The sequence below is a fragment of the Pseudomonas frederiksbergensis genome, assembly GCF_035751725.1.
Classification (GTDB): domain Bacteria; phylum Pseudomonadota; class Gammaproteobacteria; order Pseudomonadales; family Pseudomonadaceae; genus Aquipseudomonas; species Aquipseudomonas frederiksbergensis_A.
Map to the genome: position 1 here is coordinate 501,686 of NZ_CP142104.1, position 22,370 is coordinate 524,055.

General features: G+C 63.1%; 25 protein-coding genes and 1 pseudogene. 2 read left to right on the forward strand and 24 right to left on the reverse strand.

Annotation, left to right across the window (positions count from 1 at the left end; genetic code table 11):
• The first annotated feature begins 23 nt into the window (after window positions 1-23).
• A complete protein-coding gene (locus VQ575_RS02265) occupies window positions 24-413 on the forward strand; it encodes a hypothetical protein (RefSeq protein ID WP_039592441.1) in 390 nt (129 codons plus the stop codon).
• A gap of 86 nt (window positions 414-499) precedes the next feature.
• On the opposite strand, the pseudogene VQ575_RS02270 reads toward VQ575_RS02265, so the two are convergent.
• From VQ575_RS02270 to VQ575_RS02280, 3 genes and pseudogenes are all read right to left on the reverse strand, one after another.
• Window positions 500-753 (reverse strand): annotated as a pseudogene (locus VQ575_RS02270) (hypothetical protein).
• Window positions 754-864: 111 nt separating this feature from the next.
• A complete protein-coding gene (gene queC / locus VQ575_RS02275; RefSeq protein ID WP_039592577.1) occupies window positions 865-1,560 on the reverse strand; it encodes a 7-cyano-7-deazaguanine synthase QueC in 696 nt (231 codons plus the stop codon).
• 87 nt (window positions 1,561-1,647) lie between these two features.
• Window positions 1,648-2,577, reverse strand: coding sequence for a DMT family transporter (locus tag VQ575_RS02280; RefSeq protein WP_039592442.1), 930 nt, complete (start codon window positions 2,575-2,577; stop codon window positions 1,648-1,650).
• Window positions 2,578-2,662: 85 nt separating this feature from the next.
• Between VQ575_RS02280 and VQ575_RS02285 the strand changes: the two genes are divergently transcribed.
• Window positions 2,663-3,538: a LysR family transcriptional regulator gene (locus VQ575_RS02285; RefSeq protein WP_039592443.1), complete on the forward strand. Its 876-nt coding sequence runs from the start codon at window positions 2,663-2,665 to the stop codon at window positions 3,536-3,538.
• A gap of 97 nt (window positions 3,539-3,635) precedes the next feature.
• On the opposite strand, the gene VQ575_RS02290 is transcribed toward VQ575_RS02285, so the two are convergent.
• From VQ575_RS02290 to VQ575_RS02390, 21 genes are all read right to left on the reverse strand, one after another.
• The gene (locus tag VQ575_RS02290) at window positions 3,636-4,082 is read right to left on the reverse strand and encodes a hypothetical protein (RefSeq protein ID WP_039592444.1); all 447 of its coding nucleotides are present in this window, start codon (window positions 4,080-4,082) and stop codon (window positions 3,636-3,638) included.
• Window positions 4,083-4,113: 31 nt separating this feature from the next.
• On the reverse strand, window positions 4,114-5,340 hold the full coding sequence (locus VQ575_RS02295) for a beta-ketoacyl-ACP synthase (RefSeq protein WP_039592445.1): 1,227 nt from the start codon (window positions 5,338-5,340) through the stop codon (window positions 4,114-4,116).
• Window positions 5,340-6,068 carry a 3-oxoacyl-ACP reductase FabG gene (gene fabG / locus VQ575_RS02300; RefSeq protein WP_039592446.1) on the reverse strand — a complete coding sequence of 243 codons (729 nt, stop codon included), beginning with the start codon at window positions 6,066-6,068 and terminating at the stop codon, window positions 5,340-5,342. The genes VQ575_RS02295 and fabG overlap by 1 nt, the downstream gene beginning before the upstream one ends.
• On the reverse strand, window positions 6,065-6,532 hold the full coding sequence (locus VQ575_RS02305; RefSeq protein WP_039592447.1) for a hotdog family protein: 468 nt from the start codon (window positions 6,530-6,532) through the stop codon (window positions 6,065-6,067). Before VQ575_RS02305 ends, fabG begins: the two co-directional genes overlap by 4 nt.
• The gene (locus tag VQ575_RS02310; RefSeq protein ID WP_039592448.1) at window positions 6,529-7,725 is read right to left on the reverse strand and encodes a beta-ketoacyl-[acyl-carrier-protein] synthase family protein; all 1,197 of its coding nucleotides are present in this window, start codon (window positions 7,723-7,725) and stop codon (window positions 6,529-6,531) included. The genes VQ575_RS02305 and VQ575_RS02310 overlap by 4 nt, the downstream gene beginning before the upstream one ends.
• Window positions 7,722-8,204: a DUF3261 domain-containing protein gene (locus VQ575_RS02315; RefSeq protein WP_039592449.1), complete on the reverse strand. Its 483-nt coding sequence runs from the start codon at window positions 8,202-8,204 to the stop codon at window positions 7,722-7,724. Before VQ575_RS02315 ends, VQ575_RS02310 begins: the two co-directional genes overlap by 4 nt.
• On the reverse strand, window positions 8,204-8,929 hold the full coding sequence (locus tag VQ575_RS02320; RefSeq protein WP_039592450.1) for a class I SAM-dependent methyltransferase: 726 nt from the start codon (window positions 8,927-8,929) through the stop codon (window positions 8,204-8,206). The genes VQ575_RS02315 and VQ575_RS02320 overlap by 1 nt, the downstream gene beginning before the upstream one ends.
• Window positions 8,926-10,185, reverse strand: coding sequence for an NAD(P)/FAD-dependent oxidoreductase (locus tag VQ575_RS02325; RefSeq protein ID WP_039592451.1), 1,260 nt, complete (start codon window positions 10,183-10,185; stop codon window positions 8,926-8,928). The genes VQ575_RS02320 and VQ575_RS02325 overlap by 4 nt, the downstream gene beginning before the upstream one ends.
• The gene (locus VQ575_RS02330; RefSeq protein WP_039592452.1) at window positions 10,172-11,329 is read right to left on the reverse strand and encodes a cation:proton antiporter; all 1,158 of its coding nucleotides are present in this window, start codon (window positions 11,327-11,329) and stop codon (window positions 10,172-10,174) included. The genes VQ575_RS02325 and VQ575_RS02330 overlap by 14 nt, the downstream gene beginning before the upstream one ends.
• Window positions 11,326-13,665, reverse strand: a complete 2,340-nt coding sequence (locus VQ575_RS02335) for an MMPL family transporter (protein ID WP_039592453.1) — start codon at window positions 13,663-13,665, stop codon at window positions 11,326-11,328. Before VQ575_RS02335 ends, VQ575_RS02330 begins: the two co-directional genes overlap by 4 nt.
• Entirely contained in the window at window positions 13,649-14,242 is a 594-nt protein-coding gene (locus VQ575_RS02340; protein ID WP_039592454.1) for an outer membrane lipoprotein carrier protein LolA, read from the reverse strand. The genes VQ575_RS02335 and VQ575_RS02340 overlap by 17 nt, the downstream gene beginning before the upstream one ends.
• On the reverse strand, window positions 14,239-14,664 hold the full coding sequence (locus VQ575_RS02345; RefSeq protein ID WP_039592455.1) for an acyl-CoA thioesterase: 426 nt from the start codon (window positions 14,662-14,664) through the stop codon (window positions 14,239-14,241). The genes VQ575_RS02340 and VQ575_RS02345 overlap by 4 nt, the downstream gene beginning before the upstream one ends.
• Window positions 14,657-16,201, reverse strand: coding sequence for an HAL/PAL/TAL family ammonia-lyase (locus tag VQ575_RS02350; protein ID WP_039592456.1), 1,545 nt, complete (start codon window positions 16,199-16,201; stop codon window positions 14,657-14,659). The genes VQ575_RS02345 and VQ575_RS02350 overlap by 8 nt, the downstream gene beginning before the upstream one ends.
• Complete coding sequence (locus tag VQ575_RS02355) at window positions 16,182-17,120, reverse strand: LpxL/LpxP family acyltransferase (protein ID WP_039592457.1); 939 nt, start codon at window positions 17,118-17,120, stop codon at window positions 16,182-16,184. The genes VQ575_RS02350 and VQ575_RS02355 overlap by 20 nt, the downstream gene beginning before the upstream one ends.
• Window positions 17,117-17,851 (reverse strand): glycosyltransferase family 2 protein, encoded by a 735-nt coding sequence (locus VQ575_RS02360; RefSeq protein ID WP_039592458.1) that lies wholly within the window; start codon window positions 17,849-17,851, stop codon window positions 17,117-17,119. Before VQ575_RS02360 ends, VQ575_RS02355 begins: the two co-directional genes overlap by 4 nt.
• Before the next feature lie 169 nt (window positions 17,852-18,020).
• The gene (locus tag VQ575_RS02365) at window positions 18,021-19,703 is read right to left on the reverse strand and encodes an AMP-binding protein (protein ID WP_325918994.1); all 1,683 of its coding nucleotides are present in this window, start codon (window positions 19,701-19,703) and stop codon (window positions 18,021-18,023) included.
• On the reverse strand, window positions 19,700-20,245 hold the full coding sequence (locus tag VQ575_RS02370) for a COG4648 family protein (protein ID WP_039592460.1): 546 nt from the start codon (window positions 20,243-20,245) through the stop codon (window positions 19,700-19,702). The genes VQ575_RS02365 and VQ575_RS02370 overlap by 4 nt, the downstream gene beginning before the upstream one ends.
• Window positions 20,242-20,496 carry an acyl carrier protein gene (locus tag VQ575_RS02375; protein ID WP_039592461.1) on the reverse strand — a complete coding sequence of 85 codons (255 nt, stop codon included), beginning with the start codon at window positions 20,494-20,496 and terminating at the stop codon, window positions 20,242-20,244. Before VQ575_RS02375 ends, VQ575_RS02370 begins: the two co-directional genes overlap by 4 nt.
• A gap of 7 nt (window positions 20,497-20,503) precedes the next feature.
• The gene (locus VQ575_RS02380) at window positions 20,504-20,761 is read right to left on the reverse strand and encodes a phosphopantetheine-binding protein (RefSeq protein WP_039592462.1); all 258 of its coding nucleotides are present in this window, start codon (window positions 20,759-20,761) and stop codon (window positions 20,504-20,506) included.
• A complete protein-coding gene (locus tag VQ575_RS02385) occupies window positions 20,742-21,551 on the reverse strand; it encodes a lysophospholipid acyltransferase family protein (RefSeq protein ID WP_039592463.1) in 810 nt (269 codons plus the stop codon). Before VQ575_RS02385 ends, VQ575_RS02380 begins: the two co-directional genes overlap by 20 nt.
• A complete protein-coding gene (locus tag VQ575_RS02390) occupies window positions 21,527-22,246 on the reverse strand; it encodes a beta-ketoacyl synthase chain length factor (protein WP_039592464.1) in 720 nt (239 codons plus the stop codon). Before VQ575_RS02390 ends, VQ575_RS02385 begins: the two co-directional genes overlap by 25 nt.
• Window positions 22,247-22,370 lie beyond the last annotated feature (124 nt).

Consider the following 22,370-nt stretch of genomic DNA (forward strand, 5'->3'; position numbering starts at 1 on the left):
AAATTTTATGAGGTTACACATCCATGAACAGTATCGATACTTGGCCTCCATGGCTTGCCCTAGTTATTGCCGGTGGCTGGGCGCTTTTTGTAGTTGCGGGAGTTATATGCTGTGTGTATCTCGGTCATTGTCGTTTGAATGCTTTAAAAGATGCACTGAAAAACAGTGGTTATATTTATCTCTGGGGGCCGTGTCTGGGGAGGCGCGGTTGGATTTGGTCTGTCATGGAAATAACGAAAAACACGGCGATGATTATGATGCCCAAAACGCACATTCGCCTCGGCGACTTGGACTCATCCGATTACGCAATCTTTCCGGCAGGCTTGAAACGTCTTTTGATCGTTGATTTTACACTTATGATCTTTAGCTTGGTCTGGATGATAATTGCAGCTGTGCTGATCAAGTTTAGGTAATTCTTCGCAAGTATAACGACACTGCTATGTTCCCCTGATATAGGAGCCGCGTTTCCGAAGGGCGCCGCAAGGCGCCTTTTTCTTTGTCAGGTTGCAACCTGCGACTGCAAGCGGCGCCCCACGACATCCAGCAAATCGCAGTCTTCGCGCAATGAAACCACCAGCACACGAGCCAATTCGCTATAGGCCCCCCTTCGAATGCCAGGTTTCAAGAAACTGGGTGGCGGCGCGAATGCGGTCGGCACGCGGTTTCGTGCAAGACGTCCAGCGGTGCTTCTATGTCGATCAATAACGAAGCGATGATGCACTCGGTACCGGTGACGGGCCTGTATCTTTTCATGACGAAACCCTCTTGATTGTTGAGTTGGCGTTGATTATTTGATGAATCGTCGGGGCTCGCCTGCCTGAAGAGGATGGCCGTCAATTTGATGGCCATCGGTCTAAGTGTTTTTTATATATTTATTTTATTTTTTAGTGTCTTGCTAACCCTTTCCCTATTTTCAGTAAAAGCCTTCAGCCCTCCTGCGCGAAGACTGCAAGCATCACAGCCCCCGCACCCACTGCCCACCACGCCGTTATAACAAGTCAGCGTACGGTTCATCACTAGTTCCAGCTGGTTGTGATAATCCGCCAAGGCCCAGGTCTCTGCCTTGTTCAGCCACATCAACGGAGTCTCGATGCGCAATTTGTAATCCATGCCGGTTTCGATCGCGATGTTCATGGCTTTTACAAAACTGTCCCGGCAATCCGGATACCCTGAAAAATCCGTTTCGCACACACCGGTGATCACCGCTTCAGCCCCCACTTGATAGGCATAGATCGACGCCAACGTCAGAAACAGAATATTGCGACCCGGCACGAATGTATTAGGCGGGCCGTCCTTGCTGCTGTTCGCCGAGGGAACCGGAATATTGGCGCGAGTCAGGCTGCTGACCGCCAGTTCGTTCAATAACGTGGTGTCCAGGACTTTATGGGCCGTCACGCCAAAATGCTTGGCGAGGTCCTTCGCCACTTCAATCTCGGCGCGATGGCGTTGGCCGTAATCGAAGGTGATGCAGTGGATTTCGTCGTACTGGGGTAATGCGTGGATCAGGCAGGTGGTGGAATCCTGGCCGCCGCTGAAAACGATCACGGCTTTCTTGGTCACTTCATTCATCCTTGGCATTCTCGGCTTTTGGTTGGGATGTGACCGTATCGCGTACTTCAAGGACTTTGTTGTGGGACGTTTCGGAAATTAGGTGTTCCGCTTTCCGAGTTTTGCTAGCTGCCTCGCGGGGGCAAGGTTGAGTGCAAGGACGCTGGTCAATACGATGGCCGTCCCGACGACGACCATCGCCGAGGGACGTTCGGCCAGGATCATCGAGGCCATCAGCATGGCGGTCGGCGGGATCAGGTAAAGCGCCATGGACGCTCGGCTCACATCGCTGTGGGCCAGGACGTATGCCCAGGCGAGGTACGCCAGCGCGCTGGGAAAGATGCCGAGCATCAGCACGGCCAGATTCACCGAAGTGGGCGCTTGTTTCGCCTCGTTCAGCAGCCCGGGCGCGAAGAGGAATAACAGCGCGGTTCCCGACCAGACGGTGTAACAGACCATGGTCAGGCCGTCGTAGCGATGGCAATGGCGTTTTTGCAGGGCGAAATACAAGCTCCAGGACAATGCCGCCAGGAGGATCAGCAGTCCATGGGCATTTATCTGACCCAAACCACGATCTCCCGCGACCACTACGGCAGCGCCCGCCAACCCCAACAACACGCACATCCACTGCCAACCATTGACACTGTTCTTGAAGACGAAACGCGCCAGTAGCGCACTGAACAACGGCGTGGTTTGGGCCAGGACACTGGCGGCGCCAGCGCTGACACCTCGCTGCCCGTAGTTGAGGGCGATGTGATGCAGGCTGACGGCGAAAAAACCCAGCAGGGCGAGCAGCGGCACGTCCTTCAATCGAGGCAGGCAAATGCCCTTGGCCAAGGCCACAGCGGCCATGAACGTCGAGGCGATGAGGAATCTCATCAACGCCAGGTGGCCGGGTTCGTATGCCTGAAGGCCGATGCGAATACCAATCGGTGAGTAGGCCCAGCACACAATGACGAACGCTGCTGCCAGGGACACCTTTACGGCTGATGGTTTCGAACCTTTGTTGAGCATTAGCCGCGTCTTCATCCAAGTGCCTGCCTCGGAGTATCGAAAACGTGGCCTATCACCACAAGTGACTTAAACTCATCCAATCATTCACTTTGGGTGAGCAATGGAACTGTCCCAACTGCGCATGTTGAAAGCGGTCTGCGACACCGGCAGCGTCGCGCGCGCCGCTGAAACGCTGCACTGCGTTCCGTCCAACATCACTGCACGCCTCAAGTCGTTGGAGCGAGAGCTCGGCACGTCGTTGTTTTTCCGCGAGGGACGTGGGTTGCGAATCAGCCCGGCGGGGCAAATATTCCTGGAATATGCGACGAGAATCCTCAGCCTGGCGGAAGAGGCTCGCCGAGCAATCGCACCCTCCAACGCTCCGAGTGGGCCGTTGCGCATTGGCGCGATCGAGTCCAGCGCCACCGGGCGCCTGCCCCAGTTGTTGGCCAGATATCATGCGCAGTTCCCGCAGGTGTCATTGGAGCTGAGCACCGGGACCTGGGCTCAGCTGCTGGACGATATCTCGCATCACCGGCTCGATGGCGCAATTGTCGCGGTTGACGTGGAGCGGCCCGGGCTCAAGCGAGCGGTGATGTACCGTGAGGATCTGGTGCTCATTGCTGCCGATTCGCTTGGTCCGCTGCGCAGTGCGGCGGATTTGCAAGGCCTGGCGATTTTCATGTGGCCTGTCGGTTGTCCGTACCGCCTGGCACTGGAGCAGTGGCTGCTGCGCCAGGGGCAGGCGCAGCCGATCACCAGCATCGCCAGCTATGGCGCTATCGTCGGGTGTGTCAGTGCCGGGGCTGGTGTGTCGCTCGTTCCCAGGGGCATTTATGAGCGGTATCGCCAGGGGGCCGGTTGGACAGGGTACGAATTTCCGGAATTGGCGGGAGTGGACAATCTGTTTTATTGGAATGAAAACGCTGGACGCCATCCGGCCAGGGAGGCCTTTTTGGCGATGTTGGAGAGGGAGTTCGAAGGAGGGGACAACTAGGTTGTTGTGGGACTGCTGCGCAGCCCAGCGGGAGACAGCTCCCTCGCCACAGGGAAATTGCCGGCCTCCCTCCCACAATGGTTTGATGATTAATCGACTACTGCACCTTCGCCAAATCCCCTTTCAACGCAACACCCGCCATGATCGCCCCAGCGTGGCATTCGTAGGTCGTCGGGTCCTTGCGCTCGTTGCGCTTGTAGAAGCTGACGATGTTCGTGACGGCGTTGGCGCCGGCGTTCTTCGCGGCTTCGTGCAGGCTGATCAGGGCTGATTGCAGCACCCACTCGCAGGCCGCTTCATCGGACTTGTTGAAGGCGTTGGTTTTCTTGTTGGTCACCGCGCCCGGGCTGACCACCGTGACGTTGCCGGCAGGTTTGTGGCCGGCCAGGTAGAATTTCACGCTGCCGTCGATCTTGCCGGTGCGGATGGCTTCGGCGACCACTTTGTCGAACGGCAGGAATAGCGCGGTATCACGGGCCTGGCTGAGGCTTGGCAGGGTGCCGAGCAGCAGGGCGGCGGTCACGGCGATTTTCTTGAACGGCATCATGGTCTCCTTGACCAAGGGATTAACGGGTTCAATGCCAGCGGCGGAAGATCAGCGAGGTGTTGACCCCACCGAAGGCAAAGTTGTTGTTCATCACGTACTCATTGCTCATCGCGCGAAACTCGTTGCGCAAGTAATCGAGTTTGCCGCATTCGGGGTCGACTTCATCGAGGTTGCAGGTGTGCACGTACAGTTCGCGGTTCATCATTTCGATGCTGAACCAGGACTCCAGCGCACCGCAGGCGCCCAGGGTGTGGCCGAGGAAGCTTTTTTGCGAGCTGATGGGCATCTGCTCGCCGAACAGGCTGCTGGTAGCCAGGGTCTCGGCGATGTCGCCCTGTTCGGTGGCCGTGCCGTGACCGTTGACGTAGCCAATGGCGGACGGCTCGAGGCCGGCATCTTCCAAGGCCAGTTCCATGGCCCGGCGCATGGTGCTCAACTCCGGGCGAGTGGCGTGCTGGCCGTCGGCGTTGCTGCCAAAACCGACGATCTCGGCGTGGATCCGCGCACCACGGGCCAGGGCATGCTCCAGTTCCTCGAGCACCAGCATGCCGGCGCCTTCGCCGATCACCAGGCCATCGCGTCCCTTGTCGTAAGGACGTGGGCTGGTCTGCGGCGCATCGTTTTTCAGGCTGGTGGCGTAGAGCGCGTCGAAGACCATCGCTTCGGTCGGGCACAGTTCCTCCGCGCCGCCAGCGAGCATCAACGGCAAGCGGCCGAACTTGATTGCCTCGTAGGCATAGCCGATGCCGTGGCTGCCGCTGGTACAGGCGCTGGACGTGGGAATCAGTCGTCCGGTCAGCCCGAAGAAGATGCTGATATTGGCCGCCGTGGTGTGGGGCATCATCCGTACATAGGAGTTGGCGTTCAACCCTTCGGCCACGCTGTTGAGCAGCATGTTGCCGAAGGCCTTGATCTCATCGGTGCTGCCGGTGGACGAGCCGCAGGAGACGCCCATGCGCCCGTCCTTGATCGACGGGTCCCCCAGCAGGCCGGCATCGGCCAGGGCCTGTTCCGCCGAGGCGACGGCAAGGCGCGAGACCCGGCCCATGCTGCGCAGTTGCTTGCGCGTCCAGTGGGCGGGGACCTGGAAGTCATCGATGGGCCCGGCCAGGCGGGTGTTCAGTTCGGTGAAACGGTCCCACTCATCCATGCGCCGGATGCCGCTGTGGTTGGCGGCGAAGTTGGCGGCGATGGTCTCCCAGTCGCTGCCGATGGAGGTGATGCCGGCCATGCCGGTGACGACGACGCGCTTCATCAGCACAAGCCTCCGTTGACGGCCAGCACTTGCCGGGTGATGTAGCCAGCTTCGGCGGACATCAGGAAGTTCACCGCGCTGGCGACTTCTTCCGGGGTGCCCATGCGCTGGGCGGGGATCATTTTCATCAATTCTTCCACGGGCACGTTTTCATCGAGCATGGCGGTGTCGATCAACCCCGGCGCGACGCAGTTCACGGTGATCTTGCGCTTGCCCAGCTCGATGGCCAACGCCTTGGCCGCGCCGATGAGGCCCGCTTTCGAGGCGCTGTAGTTGACCTGGCCACGGTTGCCGATCAGGCCGGAAACCGAGGTGATGCAGACGATTCGTCCAGCGGCGCGGCGCCGGATCATCGGCATCATCACCGGGTGCAGCACGTTGTAGAAACCGTCGAGGTTGGTGCGCAACACGCTGTCCCAGTCGTCTTCACTCAACGCCGGGAAGGCGCCGTCGCGGGTCAGGCCGGCGTTGAGCACCACACCGTAGTAAGCGCCGTGGGTTTCGACATCAGCTTCCAGAGCGGCTCTGCAGGCGGCGCGGTCGGACACGTCGAATTGCAGCACCCGGGCGTTGCGGCCCAGGGCCTGGACTTCTGCCTGGACGGCTTCGGCCTCGGCGCGTCCGCTACGGCAGTGCAAGACAATGTCGTGCCCGGCCTGGGCCAAACGCAAGGCGATGGCGCGGCCGATGCCACGGCTGGAGCCGGTGACCAGTACGGATTCAGTCATGGCTGGGTTCCTGTTGCAGGGGGTTCATTGAGGTACTGGGCAGCATGGGGCGGACGGAACACGTTCAGTCGTGCGGTGACATGGATGCCGGGCGCCTGGATATGACATTCGAACACACCCATGCCGTTGTCGTCTTCCAGGGAGCGCACGCCATGGATGGCCAGTTCGGTGCCGAGGGGGAAATGTTCGACATTGCATTCGAACTTGCGCGTTCCAAGCAAAAAGCCCAGCTCCACGGCATCGCCGCGTCGGCGGGCATGACATCCGGCGAACGCCGCGACGCTCTGGGCCATCAACTCGATGCCGACCCAGGCCGGCAGGGCGCCGTCTTCACGGTTGAACAACCCGCCCGGCTTGACCATGGCCAGGGTATGGATCTGCTCGTCATCGAAGCTCACGATCCGGTCGATAAGAATCATGTCGCCTGCGTGGGGCAGCAGTTCGGCGAGCGGCCAGTCGATCATTGGGCGTCTCCGATAATGAGGCTGACGTTGTTGCCGCCGAAGGCAAACGAGTTGCTCATCAAGCGACGGGGGAAGGTCGGGTTCAGGCGGGCGCGGCTATCGATCCAGTTCAGCGCCGGCAGTTCGGGATCGGCCTGGCCGTCCCAGACGTGCGGTGGCAAGGCGTGGCTGGGGTTTTCCGCGCTCAGGGCCAGCCAGCAAAACGCCGCCTCCAGCGCGCCTGCCGCGCCAAGCGTGTGGCCGGTCATGGGCTTGGTGGACGAGCAAGGCACCCCCGCCGGAAACAATCCGGCCACCGCATGGCTTTCCATGGCGTCGTTATGTTGCGTGGCGGTGCCGTGCAGGTTCAGGTAGTCGATCTGGCTGGCGTCCAGGCCAGCGCAGCGCAAGGCTTTTTCCATCGCCTGACGGGCGCCGCGACCGCTGGGTTCCGGCGCGGAAATGTGATGGGCGTCGGAGCTGGCACCGCCACCCAGCAGGGCAATCGAGTGGCCGTCGCCTGGCGTCTTGCTCATGAGAAACAGCACCGCCGCTTCGCCGATGTTGATGCCGCTGCGGTTCACCGAAAACGGGTTGCAGCGCTCGCTCGACACCGCTTCCAGGGCGCAGAAGCCATTGAGGGTCAGCTTGCACAAACTGTCTACGCCACCGCAAAGCACTGCATCGCACAGGTCCAGGTCCAGCAGGCGACGGGCACTCATCAAGGCTCGCGCGCTGGAGGTGCAGGCGGTCGAGATCACGTAGGAAGGGCCGCTCAAGCCAAGCCAGTCGGAGAGGAAATTGGCCGGCGCGCTGAGTTCCTGCTGTTGGTAATCGTAGCCTTCGGGGAACCGTTGCTCGCGCAGGTAATGGGCGATGCCCTGGCTGGCCTCGTCGATGCCCGACGTGCTGGTGCCCAGGACGACGCCGATGCGCGTGGGGCCGTAAGCCTTGATGGCTTGATCGATGTCGGCACGTATCTGCAATCCGGCGTCGAGCAAAAGCTGATTGTTGCGGCTGCGTTGCGCCACCAGCGCCTCGGGGATGGTTGGCAGATCACCCCTTGCCGAAGCCACCGGCAATGCCCGCTCGGCCACCCAGCCGGCTTCGACGCGCACGCCCGAGCAATCGCCGGCAAACAGGTTGCGCGCGACGTTTTGTTTGTCCCGGCCCAGGGAGCAGATGACCCCGAGGGCGTTCAGATAAGCGGTCATGGTGCGCTCTCGGTCAGCGGTGTGATGCGGTAGTTCGGGCCTTGCGGCAGGCGCAATTCAAAGTCCAGAGGTCGTTTGTAGCGCACCTGCCAGCGCATATCGAGGACGCGTTCAACGCCGTGTTGCCGGGCGACGGGGTAGCGGCCGACAAGCTCCGTTTCCGGGGTCAAGGCGAACAACAGCGCCGCGAACAATTCCCGCGCCTCGGCATTGGGCGGCAACAGGCCGTCGGCCTGCCATTGGCCATCGACCAGGCGCTGGCGCGCCAGGGGAATGCCCAGCGGGTCCATCATCGACCAGCGGATCCCGGTGCTTTCACGCTGGATCACCAACAGCCAATCCTGGCGCTGGCCGGCCAGTTGCCGCTCGATGTGCAATTGCAGCGGCAGCGCCAGGGTCGGCATAGGCTCGGGCAGCGGTGCCTGGCTGGCGCAGGCGCTGAGCAGCAGTGTAAAGCCGATAAGCAGGGCCCGGAACATCAGGCGCCCCCTTCGAGCGGCTTGCGCGCCACCACGTTGACCAGGGTTTCCTCGCGCTCGCCAAACGGCTTGGGCCGACGCAGGCCCCAGCGTTCCAGCAGGCCGAAGTCTTTGGCGCGGCTCCACCACAGGTACGGGTAGGACACGTTGCGGTCCTCGAACAGGAACCCTTGGTTGCGGATCATCGCCAAGTACTGCGCGGCACTTTTCTGCACGTGCATCGGGTGGCGAAACAGCCAGCGGATCACCCAGGTGTCGATGTAGGCCTCGGTGGATTCAGCGAACAACAGGTAGCCGCCGGGCTTGAGCACGCGATGGAACTCGGCGAGGGCTTTTTCCTGTTCCACCAGGTGATGAAAGGTCTGGTGGCAGAACAGCAGGTCGACGCTGGCATCGGGCACGGACAAGGTTGCGCAGTCGCTGCCGACCAGTTCCACCGTCATGTCCTGGCGGGCTGCTTCTTCGGCGCTCAGTTCCAGGCTGTGCGGGTCTGCGTCCACGCCGATCAGGCGTTGCGGCGCGAACACCTGGCGCAAATACTGGAACGACTTGCCCTGGCCGCAGCCGGCATCCAGCAGCACAGGGTTTGCCGGCGGCGCGGCGCTGAACAGGCCGCGCAGGTCCTTGATCGCCACGCGCAGCACATGATGCTGCCAGGTGTGACTGCGCAGGAACCAGAAACCGAACCGGGTTTCTTCGACGTAGTCGTCGCTCAGGTAGCTCATGTTTGCTGACTCGGCGCTGTGTTCGCGCAGATTTCCGAGAGCATGCGCAGGCGCCGCTTGGGTTCGCTGACGAAGGGGTTGCGCTGGTCCCAGGCGTAGCCGGCGAGGATCGAACTGATCATGCGGCGGATGTCGGCGGAACCTTCGGTGTAGAAAATCACATCCTGGAACGTGCCGGCGTACCAGCCTTCGACGTAGCAGCGGAACGTGTCGACGCCGCGCTTGAGTGGCTCGGCGAATTCGCTTTGCCAATCTACCTGCTCGCCTGATAGCTGACGATGCAGCACCCCGGCGGCCATGCTCGCCGAGCGCATGGCGATGGTCACGCCGGACGAGAACACCGGGTCGAGGAATTCCGCAGCGTTGCCCAGCAGGGCGAAGCCGGGGCCATGCAAAGTCTTGACGTTGGCCGAGTAGCCGCCGATGGTCCGCGCCGGGGTGTCCCACAGGGCATTGTCCAGCACGCCGGCCAGGCTTGGCGTTTCGTCGATGAAGCTGCGCAGGCAGGCGTCGAGGTCATCGGTGCGACCCTCGAAATGCTCGGCTGCCGCGACCACGCCTACAGAACAACGGCCGCCGCTGAAGGGGATGGTCCAGAACCACACGTCGCGCTTCGTCGGATGGGTCGTGATGAGGATTTTCTCGCGATCGAATGCCGGGTTCTCGATGCGGTCTTCGATGTGGGTGAACACTGCTTGGCGCACCGGGAAATTCGACGGCGCCTCAAGGTCCAGCAGGCGTGGCAGGACCCGGCCGTAGCCGCTGGCGTCGAGAACGAAATCGGCCTCGAGCCGGTACTCGCTGCCGTCTTCGCGCTGCACGCCCAGTTGCGGCTTGGCGAGGGAGAAATCAGCGTTGGCAATGGCCTGGCCGTAGCGGATTTCCACTCCCTGCAGGGCCGCTTGGTCGGCGAGCAACTTGTCGAAGTCGGCGCGCTGGACCTGGAACGTGGTGGGCTTGCCTTCGCTGAAGGTGTCGCCGAAATCGAAGGCGCTGTAGCGCTCGCCCCAGGCGAATGCCGCGCCGTTCTTGCGCTGGAAGCCGGCGGCGTTGACCGCGTCGAGCATGCCGGCTTCTTCGACGAAATCCAGGCAATGGGACAACAGGCTCTCGCCGATGGAGAACCGTGGGAAATGCTGGCGCTCGATGACCAATACATCGTGGCCCTTGCGCTTGAGCAGCGCGGCGGCGATCGCGCCGGAGGGGCCTGCGCCAATGATGACGACCTGTCGACGTTCCATTTCAACTGTTGGCACGGGGGCTCCTGGCCGGGACGGCATGCGAAGGAATACGGTGAAAACCGGCCAGGGCCGGCAGCAATGTGGCGATCAGACCCATCAGCATCAGCGCGAAGTACAGCGCCGGGCTGATGAGTTGTTGTTGCAGCAACAGATTGAGGAAGACGATTTCACTCAAGCCGCGAATATTCAGCAAGATACTTTCGCGCAAGCGGCTGGCGCCAGCGAAGGACGCCCCCGCCCAACCGAGCCCCAGCCAGTTGCCAAGGAGCTTGCTGGCAATAGGCAACAGCAGCAACGCCGCCAGCTGGACCCAGCCAAGGCTGTCCATGGCGCTGTGCACGTTGATCTGCACGATACCGAACGTCAGGATCAACGGGATGGCCAGGTAGGTCTGCAACCGGTTCATCCACTCGGTGCCGAGGGGCAATACCAACGGTACCTTGAGCGCGGCCATGCACAGCAGGTAGCCGATGCCGGCGATGAGTGCATTGAGCCGGTAATGCTCGGCCACCACCAGCAGGGCAAAGAACAGGCCGCTGTGCAGCAAGGGCTGGCGCAGGCCAGCCAGCCGTAGCAGCAACGGCACGCAGGCGCCGGCCAGTGGCAGCAACAGGCTGCCCAGGTGCAGGCTGCCCTGGGCCAGGGCGAACAGGCTCCAGCAGATCAGGTCGATCAGGATTGCCGTTTGCACCAGCCGCCGGGTCGCGGCGGGCGGATAGGCAATGTGGCGCAGATACAGGTACAGCACCGGTATCGCCGTGATCGCGAACAACAGCCCAACCGCCAGCGAGCTGATCCAAGGTTGAGTTGGCAGCAGCCAGAACGCGGTCGCCAAGCCGCAGGCAAACGGTACGCCAAAGCTTGGCAGGGCGATCTTCACGCTCTGGCGGTCCAGGCGCAGGTCGATCACATCGCTGAGGATGTGCCCCAGCAAAAGGGCGAATGCGAGGCTGTAGAGGTGCTTCAGCCACACGGGCGAGACCAGTTGCGCACCGCTGAGGTGCCAGCCCGGTTCGATCCAGAAATACATCAGCAAGGGCAGGCCGAACGTTGCCAGCAGCAACTGGCTGACGATCGGGATCAGCCCGAAGCGGCGCCCGGTCAGCGTCGCCACGGCAAACAGCGCCAGGGCCATGAGCCAGAACAGCACCGTCATCATTGGACCGGCTCCGCAGCCTTGACCCCATGGGCCGGCCGTCCGGCCCACGGCGCGAGCATGAAACTGAACGCCAGTCCGAGGCTCACCGCCAGACCGAAATTGCTTACCGCCGGCGTGCTCGACAGCGCCAGCAGGCCGAACGACAGCCAAGTGGTGATCGCCGCCAGTAGCGTGCCCAGCAGGCTCACGGCGGCGCCGCCAATCTGCTCGCGCATGAGGATGGCGTAGTCGACGCCGATGGCCGTCACCAACAATAGGCCGAACAGGCTGAACAGCGTCAATGGCTGCCCCAGCCAGCCGAGGCTCGCCAGGCTGCACAGCGCGGCCAGCAACGGCAGCGCGACGATGCGCAAGGCGCCGCCGACGCCGAACGGCCAGATCAGCACCAGAACGATCAGCACGCAGGAGGCCAGTTTCAATTCGGCCGCGCTGACTTGCGTGGCGGCGAAGACGCGGTTGAGATCGCCCAGGCGATCGACCAGTTGCACGCCGGGCAAGTCCACCGCCTGGACTCTTAACAGCGCGGCATCGTTCAAGCCTTGTAGGCTGACCACCGCCGCTACGCCTTGCGCTGTCGGGCCGAGCCAGAGCGTGCGATAGGGCTCGGCCAGGGGGCCGGCCAGCGCGGCGTCGATGTCGGCCACGGGCAGGGCCTGCAATTGCTTCAACTCCGCTTGCAGCGCGGCGACCGGCACTCCCACCTCCAGCAACGGCTGCCAGAACGCCGGCAACCGGCCCAGCGCCTCGCGGACTTTTTGTTGCTCGGCAGGCGGGCTGACCAATTGATTGAGGGACAAGTAGCCTTGGAGTTTTTCCAGGCCGATCAACTGGTCGAGCCGCTCGTTGAGCGCGCTCTGGCGCTCCAGCAGTTGTGCCTGGTCGTCGGCACGGATCAGGAAGAACTGGCTGGTGGGCTGGAAGCCGGTGATGCGGGCGACATCGCGGGCTTCGTCGGTCAGGTGCTGGGGCGTACCGATCCACTGGCGAATGTCGTTCTTGCTGCTTAATTGCCAGAGGCCCCCACCACAGAAGGCCAGCAGCAGCGCGAGCAGGACGGGTGTGCGCACCCGAGCCAGCAATGCTTCGCGGCACTGGAGCAGGTTTTCGCACACCCGCAATGGCCACTGGGCGGGGCGCAGGTCCGCGCGCTTGAGCAACGCCGGCAACAGGCAGACCGCTGTCAGATAAGCGCCGACCAGGCCTGCGGCGGAAAAAATCGCGATCTGGGTCAAGGCCGGGAAAGGCGTCCAGGCCAGGGCAAGATACCCGATACAGGTGGTCGCCAGGCTCAGGCTCAGGCCCGGCAGGGTGAGGCGCAAGGCCGGCCAGCTACGCCACGGCTTGAGGCTCCAGCTCTTGGACAAATAGTGCAGCGGATAATCCACGGCAACGCCGATCAGGCTCGAACCCAGGACCAGGGTCATGACGTGCATGCGGCCGAACAACGCCACGCAGGCCACCGCACCGAACAACATGCCCACCAGCACCGGCACGAATGCCAGCCACACGGAAAATCGACGGAACGCCAGCAACAGCAGCAACAGGATGCCGACCGTTGCGCCGCCACCGACCCAGGTGATTTCCCGCGACGCCTGCCGCTGTCCGCTGGCGGCGTAGAGCAGGCCGCTGGCGGCCAAGAGCTGGCCTTGGGCCTGGCTTGCGTGCTCGCGGCTGCGTTGCAGCAGATCGGCGACATGCAGCGGCAAGTTCATGTCAAAGGCATTGCCCTGGGTGCGCGCCCGCAACATGACCCAATGCTTGCCGTCGGCTTCGGCGACCAGCGCACCGCTGCCCACGTCCAGTTGTATGGCGCCGCGTTGAGGCTGGCTGTTCTGGATACGCCCGGTCAGGCCGAGCCAGTCGTCCTGGCTCGGCACCAGGCTGAAGCCGCTGAACGGGTCGAACAGCGCTTGTACCCGCTGTTGGATAAAGGCCTCGGGATGATCGATCAGTTGTTGCCGGTCAGCCGCCGAAAGCATGGCCAGCCGGCCATCGAGCAATTGCCTGCGCAGCGCCGGCAAGTCGGCCTGGAGCGTCCATTGGACCTTGTCGAACAAGCCGCTGACTTGCCATTGCCCGCCCAGCGCTTGCGCCAGGGCGACGGCTTGCTGGCGATCGGCATGGCCAACCAGCACCAGCACTTCACGGTTCAGCGGTTCCTGCATGCGTTGTTCAGCGATCAGCTCAAGCGCATTCGGCGTTGTACCCGGCACCAACTCCATCAGGTTCGCCGACAGCGGCGCGCCGTTGCGCCATTGCCAACCGGCGAGCGCCAGCACTGCCAGCAGCAGGATCAGGAACAGCCGCGGCAGCCTCCGTTCACTCGGCAAAGTCATGTTGCTCCGCTGCGCTCAAGGGTTGCTCGCTCGTGGTGTCCTGCATGCGCAGCACCGTGCTGTCGCCCTGGGTTTCCAGCAATTCAATGCGCTGCACCAGCTCGCCGCCATCAATGTTGATCTGGTTGAAGACCTGCTTGAGCAGCACCGAGCGCGGGGTCAGGGTGAGTTTCCATTGTTGCGCCTCGCCCGACAGGCTCAGTTCGAAGTCGCGCTGCAAGCCGCTGCTGTCGCCCTGCAATACCGCCAGGAACAACCGGTTCTGCTCGGCGCCGGCGCTCTTGTTCGGCAGCATCTGCCACGTGCTGCCGTCCCGTCGGGCGATGCCTTTGCTGGTGATGCGGTAATCCTGTTGCAACGGCGTCTGCAACAGCCACAGCAGGCCGTGGTTTTTCGCCAGCACGAAGCGGCCCTTGCTGGTGAGGGGCTGGGGCAGGGCGCGCAGGTGTTTTTCCTGGATGAACTGGCCGTGGATCACGTCCGGGCGGGCCAGTTGGTCGCTCAATTGCTGCAGATCGAACGCCTGGGCCAGCGGCGACAGGCAGCACAGCACCAGGCAGGTGAACAGGCGCTTCATGACAGTTTCCTCTCGACCGCTTCGACAAACACTCGGGGCGAGGCCAGCAGCATTTCGCGAGTGGCCATGTCCACGGCCACTTGCACTGAACTGGCACGGGTGAAGCGTTCGCCGGTTACGGCGTCGCTGATCAGGTAGTTGATCTTGAGCCGGTTTTCCCACTCCACCAGACTGGCGCGCACGTTCAGGGCCTGGCCGAACACGGCGCCGCGTACGTAGCGCAACTGCAAGTCGATCACTGGCCACGCATGCCCCGATTCGAGCATGTCGTTATAGTTGTGACCGATCAGGTCGAGCAGGGCGCAGCGCGCCACTTCGAGGTATTTGACGTAGTGGCCATGCCAGACCACGTTCATCGAATCGACATCGAAAAACGGCACCACGATCTGGGTGTCGACGTGCAGAACGCCTTGGCTACGCATGCAGCCTCCAGTGTTGTTCGGCAATGCGTTGCAGGCACAGGCGCAGTTCGCCTTCCAGGGCGCGGTCTTCAATGACCGGCGGGAAGTCCTCGGCCAGTTGTTGGTGCATGGCGGCCAGGGCCGGCGGCAGCGGTCGCGCGTCATCGGCACGGCTGCGCAGCCACACGCCCTGGTTGGCGGCGAGCAAGGTGGCGGCGGCGACTTGTTCGGTCAGTTCCAGCACACGGATGGCGTCCCGGGCGGCGATGGTGCCCATGCTCACCTTGTCCTGGTTGTGGCACTCGGTGGAGCGCGAGAACACGCTGGCCGGCATGGTGTTTTTCAGGGCTTCGGCGGTCCAGGCGCTGGTGCCGATCTGCACGGCCTTAAAACCATGATTGAGCATCGCCCGCTCGGCGCTGGCGCCGGACAGGTTGCTCGGCAGGCCATGGTTGTAGCGCTCGTCCACCAGCAGGGCGAGTTGGCGGTCCAGCAGGTCGGCGACGTTGGCCACCAGGTTCTTCAGACTGTCCATGGCGAAGGCGATGTGCCCGCCGTAGAAATGCCCACCGTGCAACACGCGCTCGGCTTCGGCGTCGATGATCGGGTTGTCGTTGGCGCTGTTGAGTTCGGTCTCGATGAACCCGCGCAGCCAGCCCAGGCTGTCGGCCAAGACCCCGAGCACATGGGGGGCGCAGCGCAGGGAGTAGCGGTCCTGCAGGCGATGCAGCGGTGCGGTCGGGGCGTCGATCGCCAGGTCCTTGCGCAGCCACGCGGCGACTTGCATCTGCCCCGGATGCGGCTTGGCGGCGAACAGGCGTTCGTCGAAATGCTCCGGATTGCCTTGCAGGGCGACGACGTTCAGCGCGGTGATGCGGGTCGCCAGTTGCAACAGGTAGTCGGCGCGGGCGAAGGCCAGGCAGGCCAGGCCGGTCATCACGGCGGTGCCGTTCATCAGCGCCAGGGCTTCCTTGGGCCGCAACACCAGTGGCGTCCAGCCCAGCTCCCGATGAACGTCGGCGGCCAGGCGCCGCTCGCCACGGAACATCACTTCCCGTTCGCCGGACAGTGTGGCGGCGACGTAGGACAGCGGGGTCAAGTCGCCGCTGGCGCCCACCGAGCCTTCTTCCGGAATCAGCGGCAGGATGTCGTGTTCGAGGAAGGCCTGGAGGCGTTCCAGCAGCTCAACCCGCACCCCTGATACCCCGTGGCACAGCGACTGCAAACGCGCCGCCAGCACCGCACGGGTAGCCTGGGCGTCGAGCAGTTTGCCCAGGCCGCAGCCGTGGAATGTGTACAGGTGACGTGGCAGGGCTTCGACGTGGTGCAGCGGCACGGCCACCACGCAGGAGTCTCCGTAGCCGGTGGTCACACCATAGATGACGCCTTCCTTGTCCAGCAGGGAATCGAGAAATTGCGCACCCTTGGCGATGCGTTGACGGAAGGCCGGGTCATTCTGCAACTGCGTCGGCGCCTGGCGGTTGGCCAGGGCCAGCACATCTTCAATGCGCAGGGGGCGTTCGCCGAAGGTTACCGGCTCAAGAGTGGGCATCGTCATCGGTCTTCCAGAATGGGTAGAAATTGAACCACTGTTGCGGGCCCTGGAGGCAGTACTGCGCCAAGCGCTCTGCGTAGCGGGCGGCCCAGTGGGCGATCACTTGTTCGCGGTCGTTGCGCTTCCACGCCACGGCATCGGCGAAGGGTTCGAGGGTGACGCGATAGCGTCCCTCGTGCTTGAGGCACATCAACAGGTTGACCGGGCATTTCAACAGGCCGGCCAGCAGCCAGGGGCCTTGCGGGAATGCGGCCGGGTAGCCCATGAAATCCACGGTCACGCTACGCCCGCCATGCAGCGGTACGCGGTCGCCGGCTATCGCCAGCCATTCGCCGCGCTCCAGGCGTTCGCTCAGTTGCAGCATGATCACCGGGTCCAGCTCGCTGACCTGGATCAGCCGCAAGTGCGTGGCACCGGCTTCGCCCAGCAGGCGATTGAACTGCTCGGCGTGCTTGGTGTGCACCAGCACGTTCATGGTGACTTTCTCGCCCAGCTCCGCCAGGGCCCGGCACATTTCCAGGTTGCCCAGGTGCGCGCCGACCAGCATCTGCCCGCGTGCGTCGCGCAGGTGATTGCGCAGCAGTGCCGGGTCGACGATCTCGATCTGATCGATGCTCAGCTTGCCGTTCCAGACGTCGAGCTTGTCGAGCAGGGAGTCGGCAAAGGCCATGAACTGGCCGAAGACGCGCCGATGAGACGGACGCAGTTCGGGGCGGCCGCTCCAGCCGGCGAGGCGCTGCTGATATTGCCAGGCCGCGTGCCGAGCGCTGCGACCGAAAGCGAAGAAGTACAGGACGATGCCGTACAGGACCGGGGTCAGTAGTCGACGGCCCAACACCTTGGCGGCAAACGCCGTGAGTTTCATCAGCCAGAAACTGCCGCGCTCCTGGCGGTCCGCCCAGTGCTGTTTGTCTGCGCTCATGGGCGCCACCGTTGCCAGAGAATCATCGGCAAGCGCACCAGCATGCCGAAGAACAACCGGGTGTGCATGCGGGAGATCAGCACGTTGTCGTGGAACAGGCGAAAGTGCGAGACACCGTCCAACGGATAATGCACGCGGGTTTGCAGCCAGCGCATCGGCTGGTTGCGCCAGGACAGGCGCACAAGGATGTCGGAATCGAAATCCATGCGCTTGCCGATGTTTGCCGAGTCGATCACCGCCAACGTCGGCCCCAGCGGGTAGACCCGGAAGCCGCACATCGAATCGCGGATTTGCAGGGACAGGCTGTTGATCCAGACCATGACATGGGTCAGGTAGCGCGCGTACAGGCGGCCTTTCGGCACGCTGGCGTCGTACAGCGGGTAGCCGCAGATCAGCGCGTCCGGGTGAGCGCGGGATTGCTCGATGAAGATGCGCACGTCGCTAAGGTCGTGCTGCCCATCGGCGTCGACCTGCAAGGCGTGGCTGAAGCCCAGGCGCGAAGCCTCCCGCAGGCCGGTCATCACCGCGCCGCCCTTGCCCTGGTTGACCGCTAGCCGGACCAGGTGAACCCGTTCGTTTTCGGCCAGCTGTTCAAGCACCGTCGCGCAGGCCGGGCTGCTGGCATCGTCCACCAGCACGCAGGGCAAGCCGTTGCCGAGCAATGTCTGGACCACCGTCGCGATGGCGGTTTCATGGTTGTAGACGGGGATGACGGCGCAGGGGTTATGCATGTTTTTGCCCTCCACAGACCCACTGTGCAGCGCTCCCCTGTGGTGAGGGGATTTATCCCCGCTCGAGTGCGAAGCGCTCGCCATCAGTCTGTGTCGTTGCACAGAATCTGGGGTTGCTGCGCAACCCAGCGGGGATAAATCCCCTCGCCACAGGAGCACGGCGGTGCAATTAATCATCGGCCACCCCCAACACAATCCGTCCACTGGAGCACGCCGCGGTGTCATTGCGGTAAGCGAAATACAACTTGCCGCGCTCACGATCGAAGCGCAGGTGCAGTTGCACTTCATCGCCGGGGCGCACCAGTTGCTGGAATTTCAGCACTTCCATGCCGACGAACCGGGGCGGCAGGTCCAGCAATTGGTGGCCCAGGCTCAAGGCCCAATCGACCTGTACCACCCCCGGAAGAACCGGCGCGGTGGGAAAGTGGCCGCTGAAGTACGCCAAGTCGGGCGGTACGGCCAGGCGCAGGCTCCATTCGCCGTCGGTTTCAATTTGTTCAAGCACCTCGGGGGCCTTCGGACGCGGTGCCATCAGCACGGCTTCGACTTCGGCCTGGGGCAGCTTGCCTTGTGCGTTCAACGGCAATTGCCGCAGCCAGCGCCAGCGTCGGGGCAGCGCCAAGGTTTCACAATGCCCGCTCAAGTATTGGCGCAGGGACTGGGTAACGGCTCGCCGGCCTAGATTGCGCAGGGCAAGCAAGCCGGCTTCGCTGAGCACCAGCAAGGCGCCGAGGGAGGCGCGACTCTCCTGCACGACGCCCAGCCGTGCTTCGCTGACCCATTCGTGGGCCGCCAACGCCTGTTCCAGCATCGGCAGTGAGATGCGCTTTTCTTCGAGCTTGACGATGCGGTCCAGGCGGCCGAGCAATTCGAAACGCCCGTCAGGGGAGATCCGCGCCGCGTCGGCGGTGTGTTCCACATGACCGGCCGGCAGATAAGGCGAGGCAATCAGCAAGGCGCCGTCACCGTCCTGGCTCAGCTCGACACCGGCGAAGGGCTGCCACAAATCGCCGCCCTGGCGCCAGGCGATGCCGCCGGTTTCCGAGCTGCCGAATACTTCCGTCGGCCATTGGCCCAGGCGCTGTTCGAGACTGCGGGCCGCCTCGGCAGGGAAGGCGCCGCCGGAGGAAAACACCCGGCGTACGCTGCCCAAGGCCGGCCAGTCGAGGTTGTCGCCCATGCGCTTGAGCAGGGCCGGGCTGGCGACCCAGGCGAACGCCGGGTGCTCGCGACTGGCGCGCTGCATATCTTCCGGGAAGGCCAGTTGCCGACGAACGAAAGTGCGCCCGGCGCACAGCGGCCATAGCACCCGGAACAGCAAGCCATAGATATGCTGGGCGGCGACGCTGCCGATCATGCAGGCCACAGGTCCAAGATCGGCGCCCCACAATTGCTCCAGCGCCTGGACTTCATTGCTCAACTGGCGCAGGGTTTTCTCGATGCGCTTGGGCTCGCCACTGGAGCCGGAGGTACACAAGGTCAACCAGCACTGGTCGAGATCCAGTTGGGCGGGTTCCAGCGGCGCCTGCCGGAGGTCGGCGGGTTGCGTGTCGCCGGGCAGGTCGGTCAGCCATAGGTCGACCTCGGCCGACCAGCGCTGGCGCGTCTGGGCTTGCAGGTCAGCGGGCAGCAGCACGCGCGCGCCGGCTCGCCAGGCGCCGAGGAGGGCAATCGCCAGGTCCGCCGCATCGTCGAGATGCACGGCCACGCGCCGGATGCCCCGGGCCTGCAATCCTGCGGCCAGGCATAGCGCGTCCGCGCGCAGTTGTGCGTGATCCAATGCCGGACCAACGGCTACAGTGCGGTCCGGCATGGCCTCGAGCAAGATCTGCTCAAGCGTTATCCAATTCATGGGCGGCCTCTTACCCGTTGTCGTATGAGCCATTCAATGGCAAACAGCAGCCCCATCAATCCGTAGGAAATCAGGCCGGTGTACAACATCCACCAGCTCAGCGGCGCCCAGAGGGTCAAGGCGGCCGCGAGCAAACCGTTACACAGGAAAAACACACTCCAGGCCACCGTGACCTGGCGGGTATAAACCACCGCCTTGGCCGGCAGCCGCGGTTCGCGCAGGCGGGCCAGGCGCTCGATGACCGGCGGGCCGTATCTCAGGCTCAGCGTGAACAGCGCCAGCATGAACGCACTGATCAACACCGGATACCAGCGCAGCAGCAGCGGGCTGTCGAATACCGCGAGCAACACGCAAAAAAAGATCGCCGTGACGGCCATCCAGCGACCGCCAGGCCCGCCCTTGCCGAGCAGCGCCCGGGCAAGCCACAGGCAGCCCAATAGCAGTCCGAACTGCCAGGGGGCGAAGTGCTCCATGCCGAAATACACCGCAAAAGGGTACAGCAGGCCCGCCAGCAGCAGGCCGAGGCCAATCAGCCGGCTCATGCGGCCGGTTGGACCAGTCGATAGACCGCCTCGACCACGTCACCGACGGTGCGCACCGACTTGAATTCCTCGGCGGCGATTTTCTTGCCAGTCTGGCGCTTGATGTGGTCGATCAGGTCGACCGCATCGATGCTGTCGATTTCCAGGTCCTGGTACAGGTTCGATTCCAGCGTCACGCGGTCCGCCTCCAGTTCGAAGAGCTCGACCAGGGCATCGCGCAGGGTATTGAAGATGTCGTCACGAGTTTGCATGTCAGTCTCAGGCGCTTTTTGCAGTGACGAAGGCCGCAAGGCTTGCCACGTTGCTGAAGTGGTTACGGGTGTCCTTGGCATCGGCGTCGATCTTGATGCCATATTTTTTCTGAATCGCGAGGCCAAGCTCCAGGGCATCCACCGAGTCCAGGCCCAGGCCTTCGCCAAACAGGGTCTGGTGGTCGCCGATGTCGTCGACGCCGATGTCTTCCAGGCCCAGGGCGTCGATGATCAGCTGTTTGATGTCACGGTGCAGATCGCTCATCTTCGGCGAGCTCCTTGATGAAATAGTGATGCAAAAAATCGTTGAGCCGGCGTGAGGCCTGTGGCGCAGGGCCCAGCGCGGCGAAAGCCTGTGGGTCTATATCGGCCCCGACACGAAAACTGAAGTGCACGCGGCGTTGGGGGATGCGATACCAGGGCTCGGCCTTGGTCAGGGTCGTGGGGGTGACCTTGATCGTTACTGGCGTAAGTATTTTCGCACCCCGCAGGGCAATGGCCGCGGCGCCTCGATGGAAGGCCGGCGGGTGGCCCGGCTGGGTGCGCGTGCCTTCGGGAAAGACAATCAGGCATTGGCCGTCCTGCAGCGCGTTGCTGGCGGCGTCGAGCATGTCCATGCTGCCGTCATTGCTGATGTATTGCGTCGAGCGCAGCGGGCCGCGGGTGAAAGGGTTCTCCCACAGGCTTTGCTTGACCACGCAATTGGCGTCGCGCACCAGCCCGATCAGGAACACGACGTCGATCAGCGACGGGTGGTTGGCGATGATCATCTGCCCCGGGCGGCCGAGTTTTTCCGCCCCGTCGATTTGATAGGTGAGCACACCGGTGCGGGCCATGAATCGAATGAAGAACCAGAACAGGCGCCCGACCGTTCGCCGGGCGCGTTGCCGATGGGCCTGTGGGTCGCCGGGCAGCGCATTGAGCAATGGAAACACCAGCAATCGCAGGCACAGCCCGCCCAGCCCGAAAAGGGCGAAGCTTGCGGCGGTCGCGAACAGACGCCAGTAATAGGCGTCGCGATGTTTATCGGTCACCGGTTGCGTTGCCAGGTCCATAGACGATTCTTCCAGGCATGTTGGCAGGTGAGTTGATTGCCCAGCAGCGTACGCAACAGATCCAGGGCATGGGGCCAGTCGCTGCCCGGCAGCGGCTTGGTCGGGCTGGAGAGTTGCAGTTGCCAATCGTCGCCACGGGTCAGCAGCAGCCCCACCGCATAGGGAAACGGCACGTCATCGACCCAAGGCGCGTAGACACTGGGTGGTTGTTCTTCGGTAATGACCAGCAACACCGCCGGCGTGCCCTCGTTTAGCAACGCGGCGGCCTCCAGCATGCCGTGTTCAAGGCCATCGCCAGTTGCGGCCAGCGCTGTCATTTCGCTGGTTTCACCGCGCATGATCGACCAGAGGCCAATCACGGCGTTGTGCACCGACAGGCTGAACTGCGTAGGCGACAGCGGTTGGTCGGCGGCCAGGTCCTTGAGAATCTCAAAAGTACGTGGGGTTTCGCCATGACGTGAAATAAAGACCAACGGTAGGTCCGGCCTTCCCTCGGCCAGCGGCCAGGCGACACTGAAAGCCATGCGGGCCAGGCGGCTCAGGCGTCGTCGCTGCATGGCGGGCAGGAACGACACGTCGGGGGCCGCATCGCTGACGGGCGGCACGACCGGCTGTCGGCTCCATGCCTGCCAATCGTCCACGCTTTCGAGCCCAGGGGCCCATGCGCGCCATTGGGCGATATTGAAATTGATCACAGACTCATCCCACCCCTGCGGGCTTTTTATTGTCACGGTTCAGTGGTTTGACCCGCGTCCAACCCTGCATGGCCTTGCGACCCAAGTGGCGCGCATTATCCCGGTGCGGTTGGCTTGTAGCAAA

Bases quoted from the DNA above. Each gene is read 5' to 3' on its own strand.
- VQ575_RS02340 (WP_039592454.1), bottom strand. From the start codon at position 14,242: ATGAAGCGCCTGTTCACCTGCCTGGTGCTGTGCTGCCTGTCGCCGCTG.
- VQ575_RS02385 (WP_039592463.1), bottom strand. From the start codon at position 21,551: ATGGACCTGGCAACGCAACCGGTGACCGATAAACATCGCGACGCCTAT.
- VQ575_RS02280 (WP_039592442.1), bottom strand. From the start codon at position 2,577: ATGAAGACGCGGCTAATGCTCAACAAAGGTTCGAAACCATCAGCCGTA.
- VQ575_RS02330 (WP_039592452.1), bottom strand. From the start codon at position 11,329: ATGATGACGGTGCTGTTCTGGCTCATGGCCCTGGCGCTGTTTGCCGTG.
- VQ575_RS02320 (WP_039592450.1), bottom strand. From the start codon at position 8,929: ATGAGCTACCTGAGCGACGACTACGTCGAAGAAACCCGGTTCGGTTTC.
- VQ575_RS02355 (WP_039592457.1), bottom strand. From the start codon at position 17,120: ATGAGCGCAGACAAACAGCACTGGGCGGACCGCCAGGAGCGCGGCAGT.
- VQ575_RS02315 (WP_039592449.1), bottom strand. From the start codon at position 8,204: ATGTTCCGGGCCCTGCTTATCGGCTTTACACTGCTGCTCAGCGCCTGC.
- VQ575_RS02375 (WP_039592461.1), bottom strand. From the start codon at position 20,496: ATGCAAACTCGTGACGACATCTTCAATACCCTGCGCGATGCCCTGGTC.
- VQ575_RS02370 (WP_039592460.1), bottom strand. From the start codon at position 20,245: ATGAGCCGGCTGATTGGCCTCGGCCTGCTGCTGGCGGGCCTGCTGTAC.
- VQ575_RS02350 (WP_039592456.1), bottom strand. From the start codon at position 16,201: ATGACGATGCCCACTCTTGAGCCGGTAACCTTCGGCGAACGCCCCCTG.
- VQ575_RS02295 (WP_039592445.1), bottom strand. From the start codon at position 5,340: ATGAAGCGCGTCGTCGTCACCGGCATGGCCGGCATCACCTCCATCGGC.
- VQ575_RS02360 (WP_039592458.1), bottom strand. From the start codon at position 17,851: ATGCATAACCCCTGCGCCGTCATCCCCGTCTACAACCATGAAACCGCC.
- VQ575_RS02285 (WP_039592443.1), top strand. From the start codon at position 2,663: ATGGAACTGTCCCAACTGCGCATGTTGAAAGCGGTCTGCGACACCGGC.
- VQ575_RS02310 (WP_039592448.1), bottom strand. From the start codon at position 7,725: ATGACCGCTTATCTGAACGCCCTCGGGGTCATCTGCTCCCTGGGCCGG.
- VQ575_RS02365 (WP_325918994.1), bottom strand. From the start codon at position 19,703: ATGAATTGGATAACGCTTGAGCAGATCTTGCTCGAGGCCATGCCGGAC.
- VQ575_RS02380 (WP_039592462.1), bottom strand. From the start codon at position 20,761: ATGAGCGATCTGCACCGTGACATCAAACAGCTGATCATCGACGCCCTG.
- VQ575_RS02345 (WP_039592455.1), bottom strand. From the start codon at position 14,664: ATGCGTAGCCAAGGCGTTCTGCACGTCGACACCCAGATCGTGGTGCCG.
- fabG (WP_039592446.1), bottom strand. From the start codon at position 6,068: ATGACTGAATCCGTACTGGTCACCGGCTCCAGCCGTGGCATCGGCCGC.
- VQ575_RS02335 (WP_039592453.1), bottom strand. From the start codon at position 13,665: ATGACTTTGCCGAGTGAACGGAGGCTGCCGCGGCTGTTCCTGATCCTG.
- VQ575_RS02305 (WP_039592447.1), bottom strand. From the start codon at position 6,532: ATGATCGACTGGCCGCTCGCCGAACTGCTGCCCCACGCAGGCGACATG.
- VQ575_RS02265 (WP_039592441.1), top strand. From the start codon at position 24: ATGAACAGTATCGATACTTGGCCTCCATGGCTTGCCCTAGTTATTGCC.
- VQ575_RS02290 (WP_039592444.1), bottom strand. From the start codon at position 4,082: ATGCCGTTCAAGAAAATCGCCGTGACCGCCGCCCTGCTGCTCGGCACC.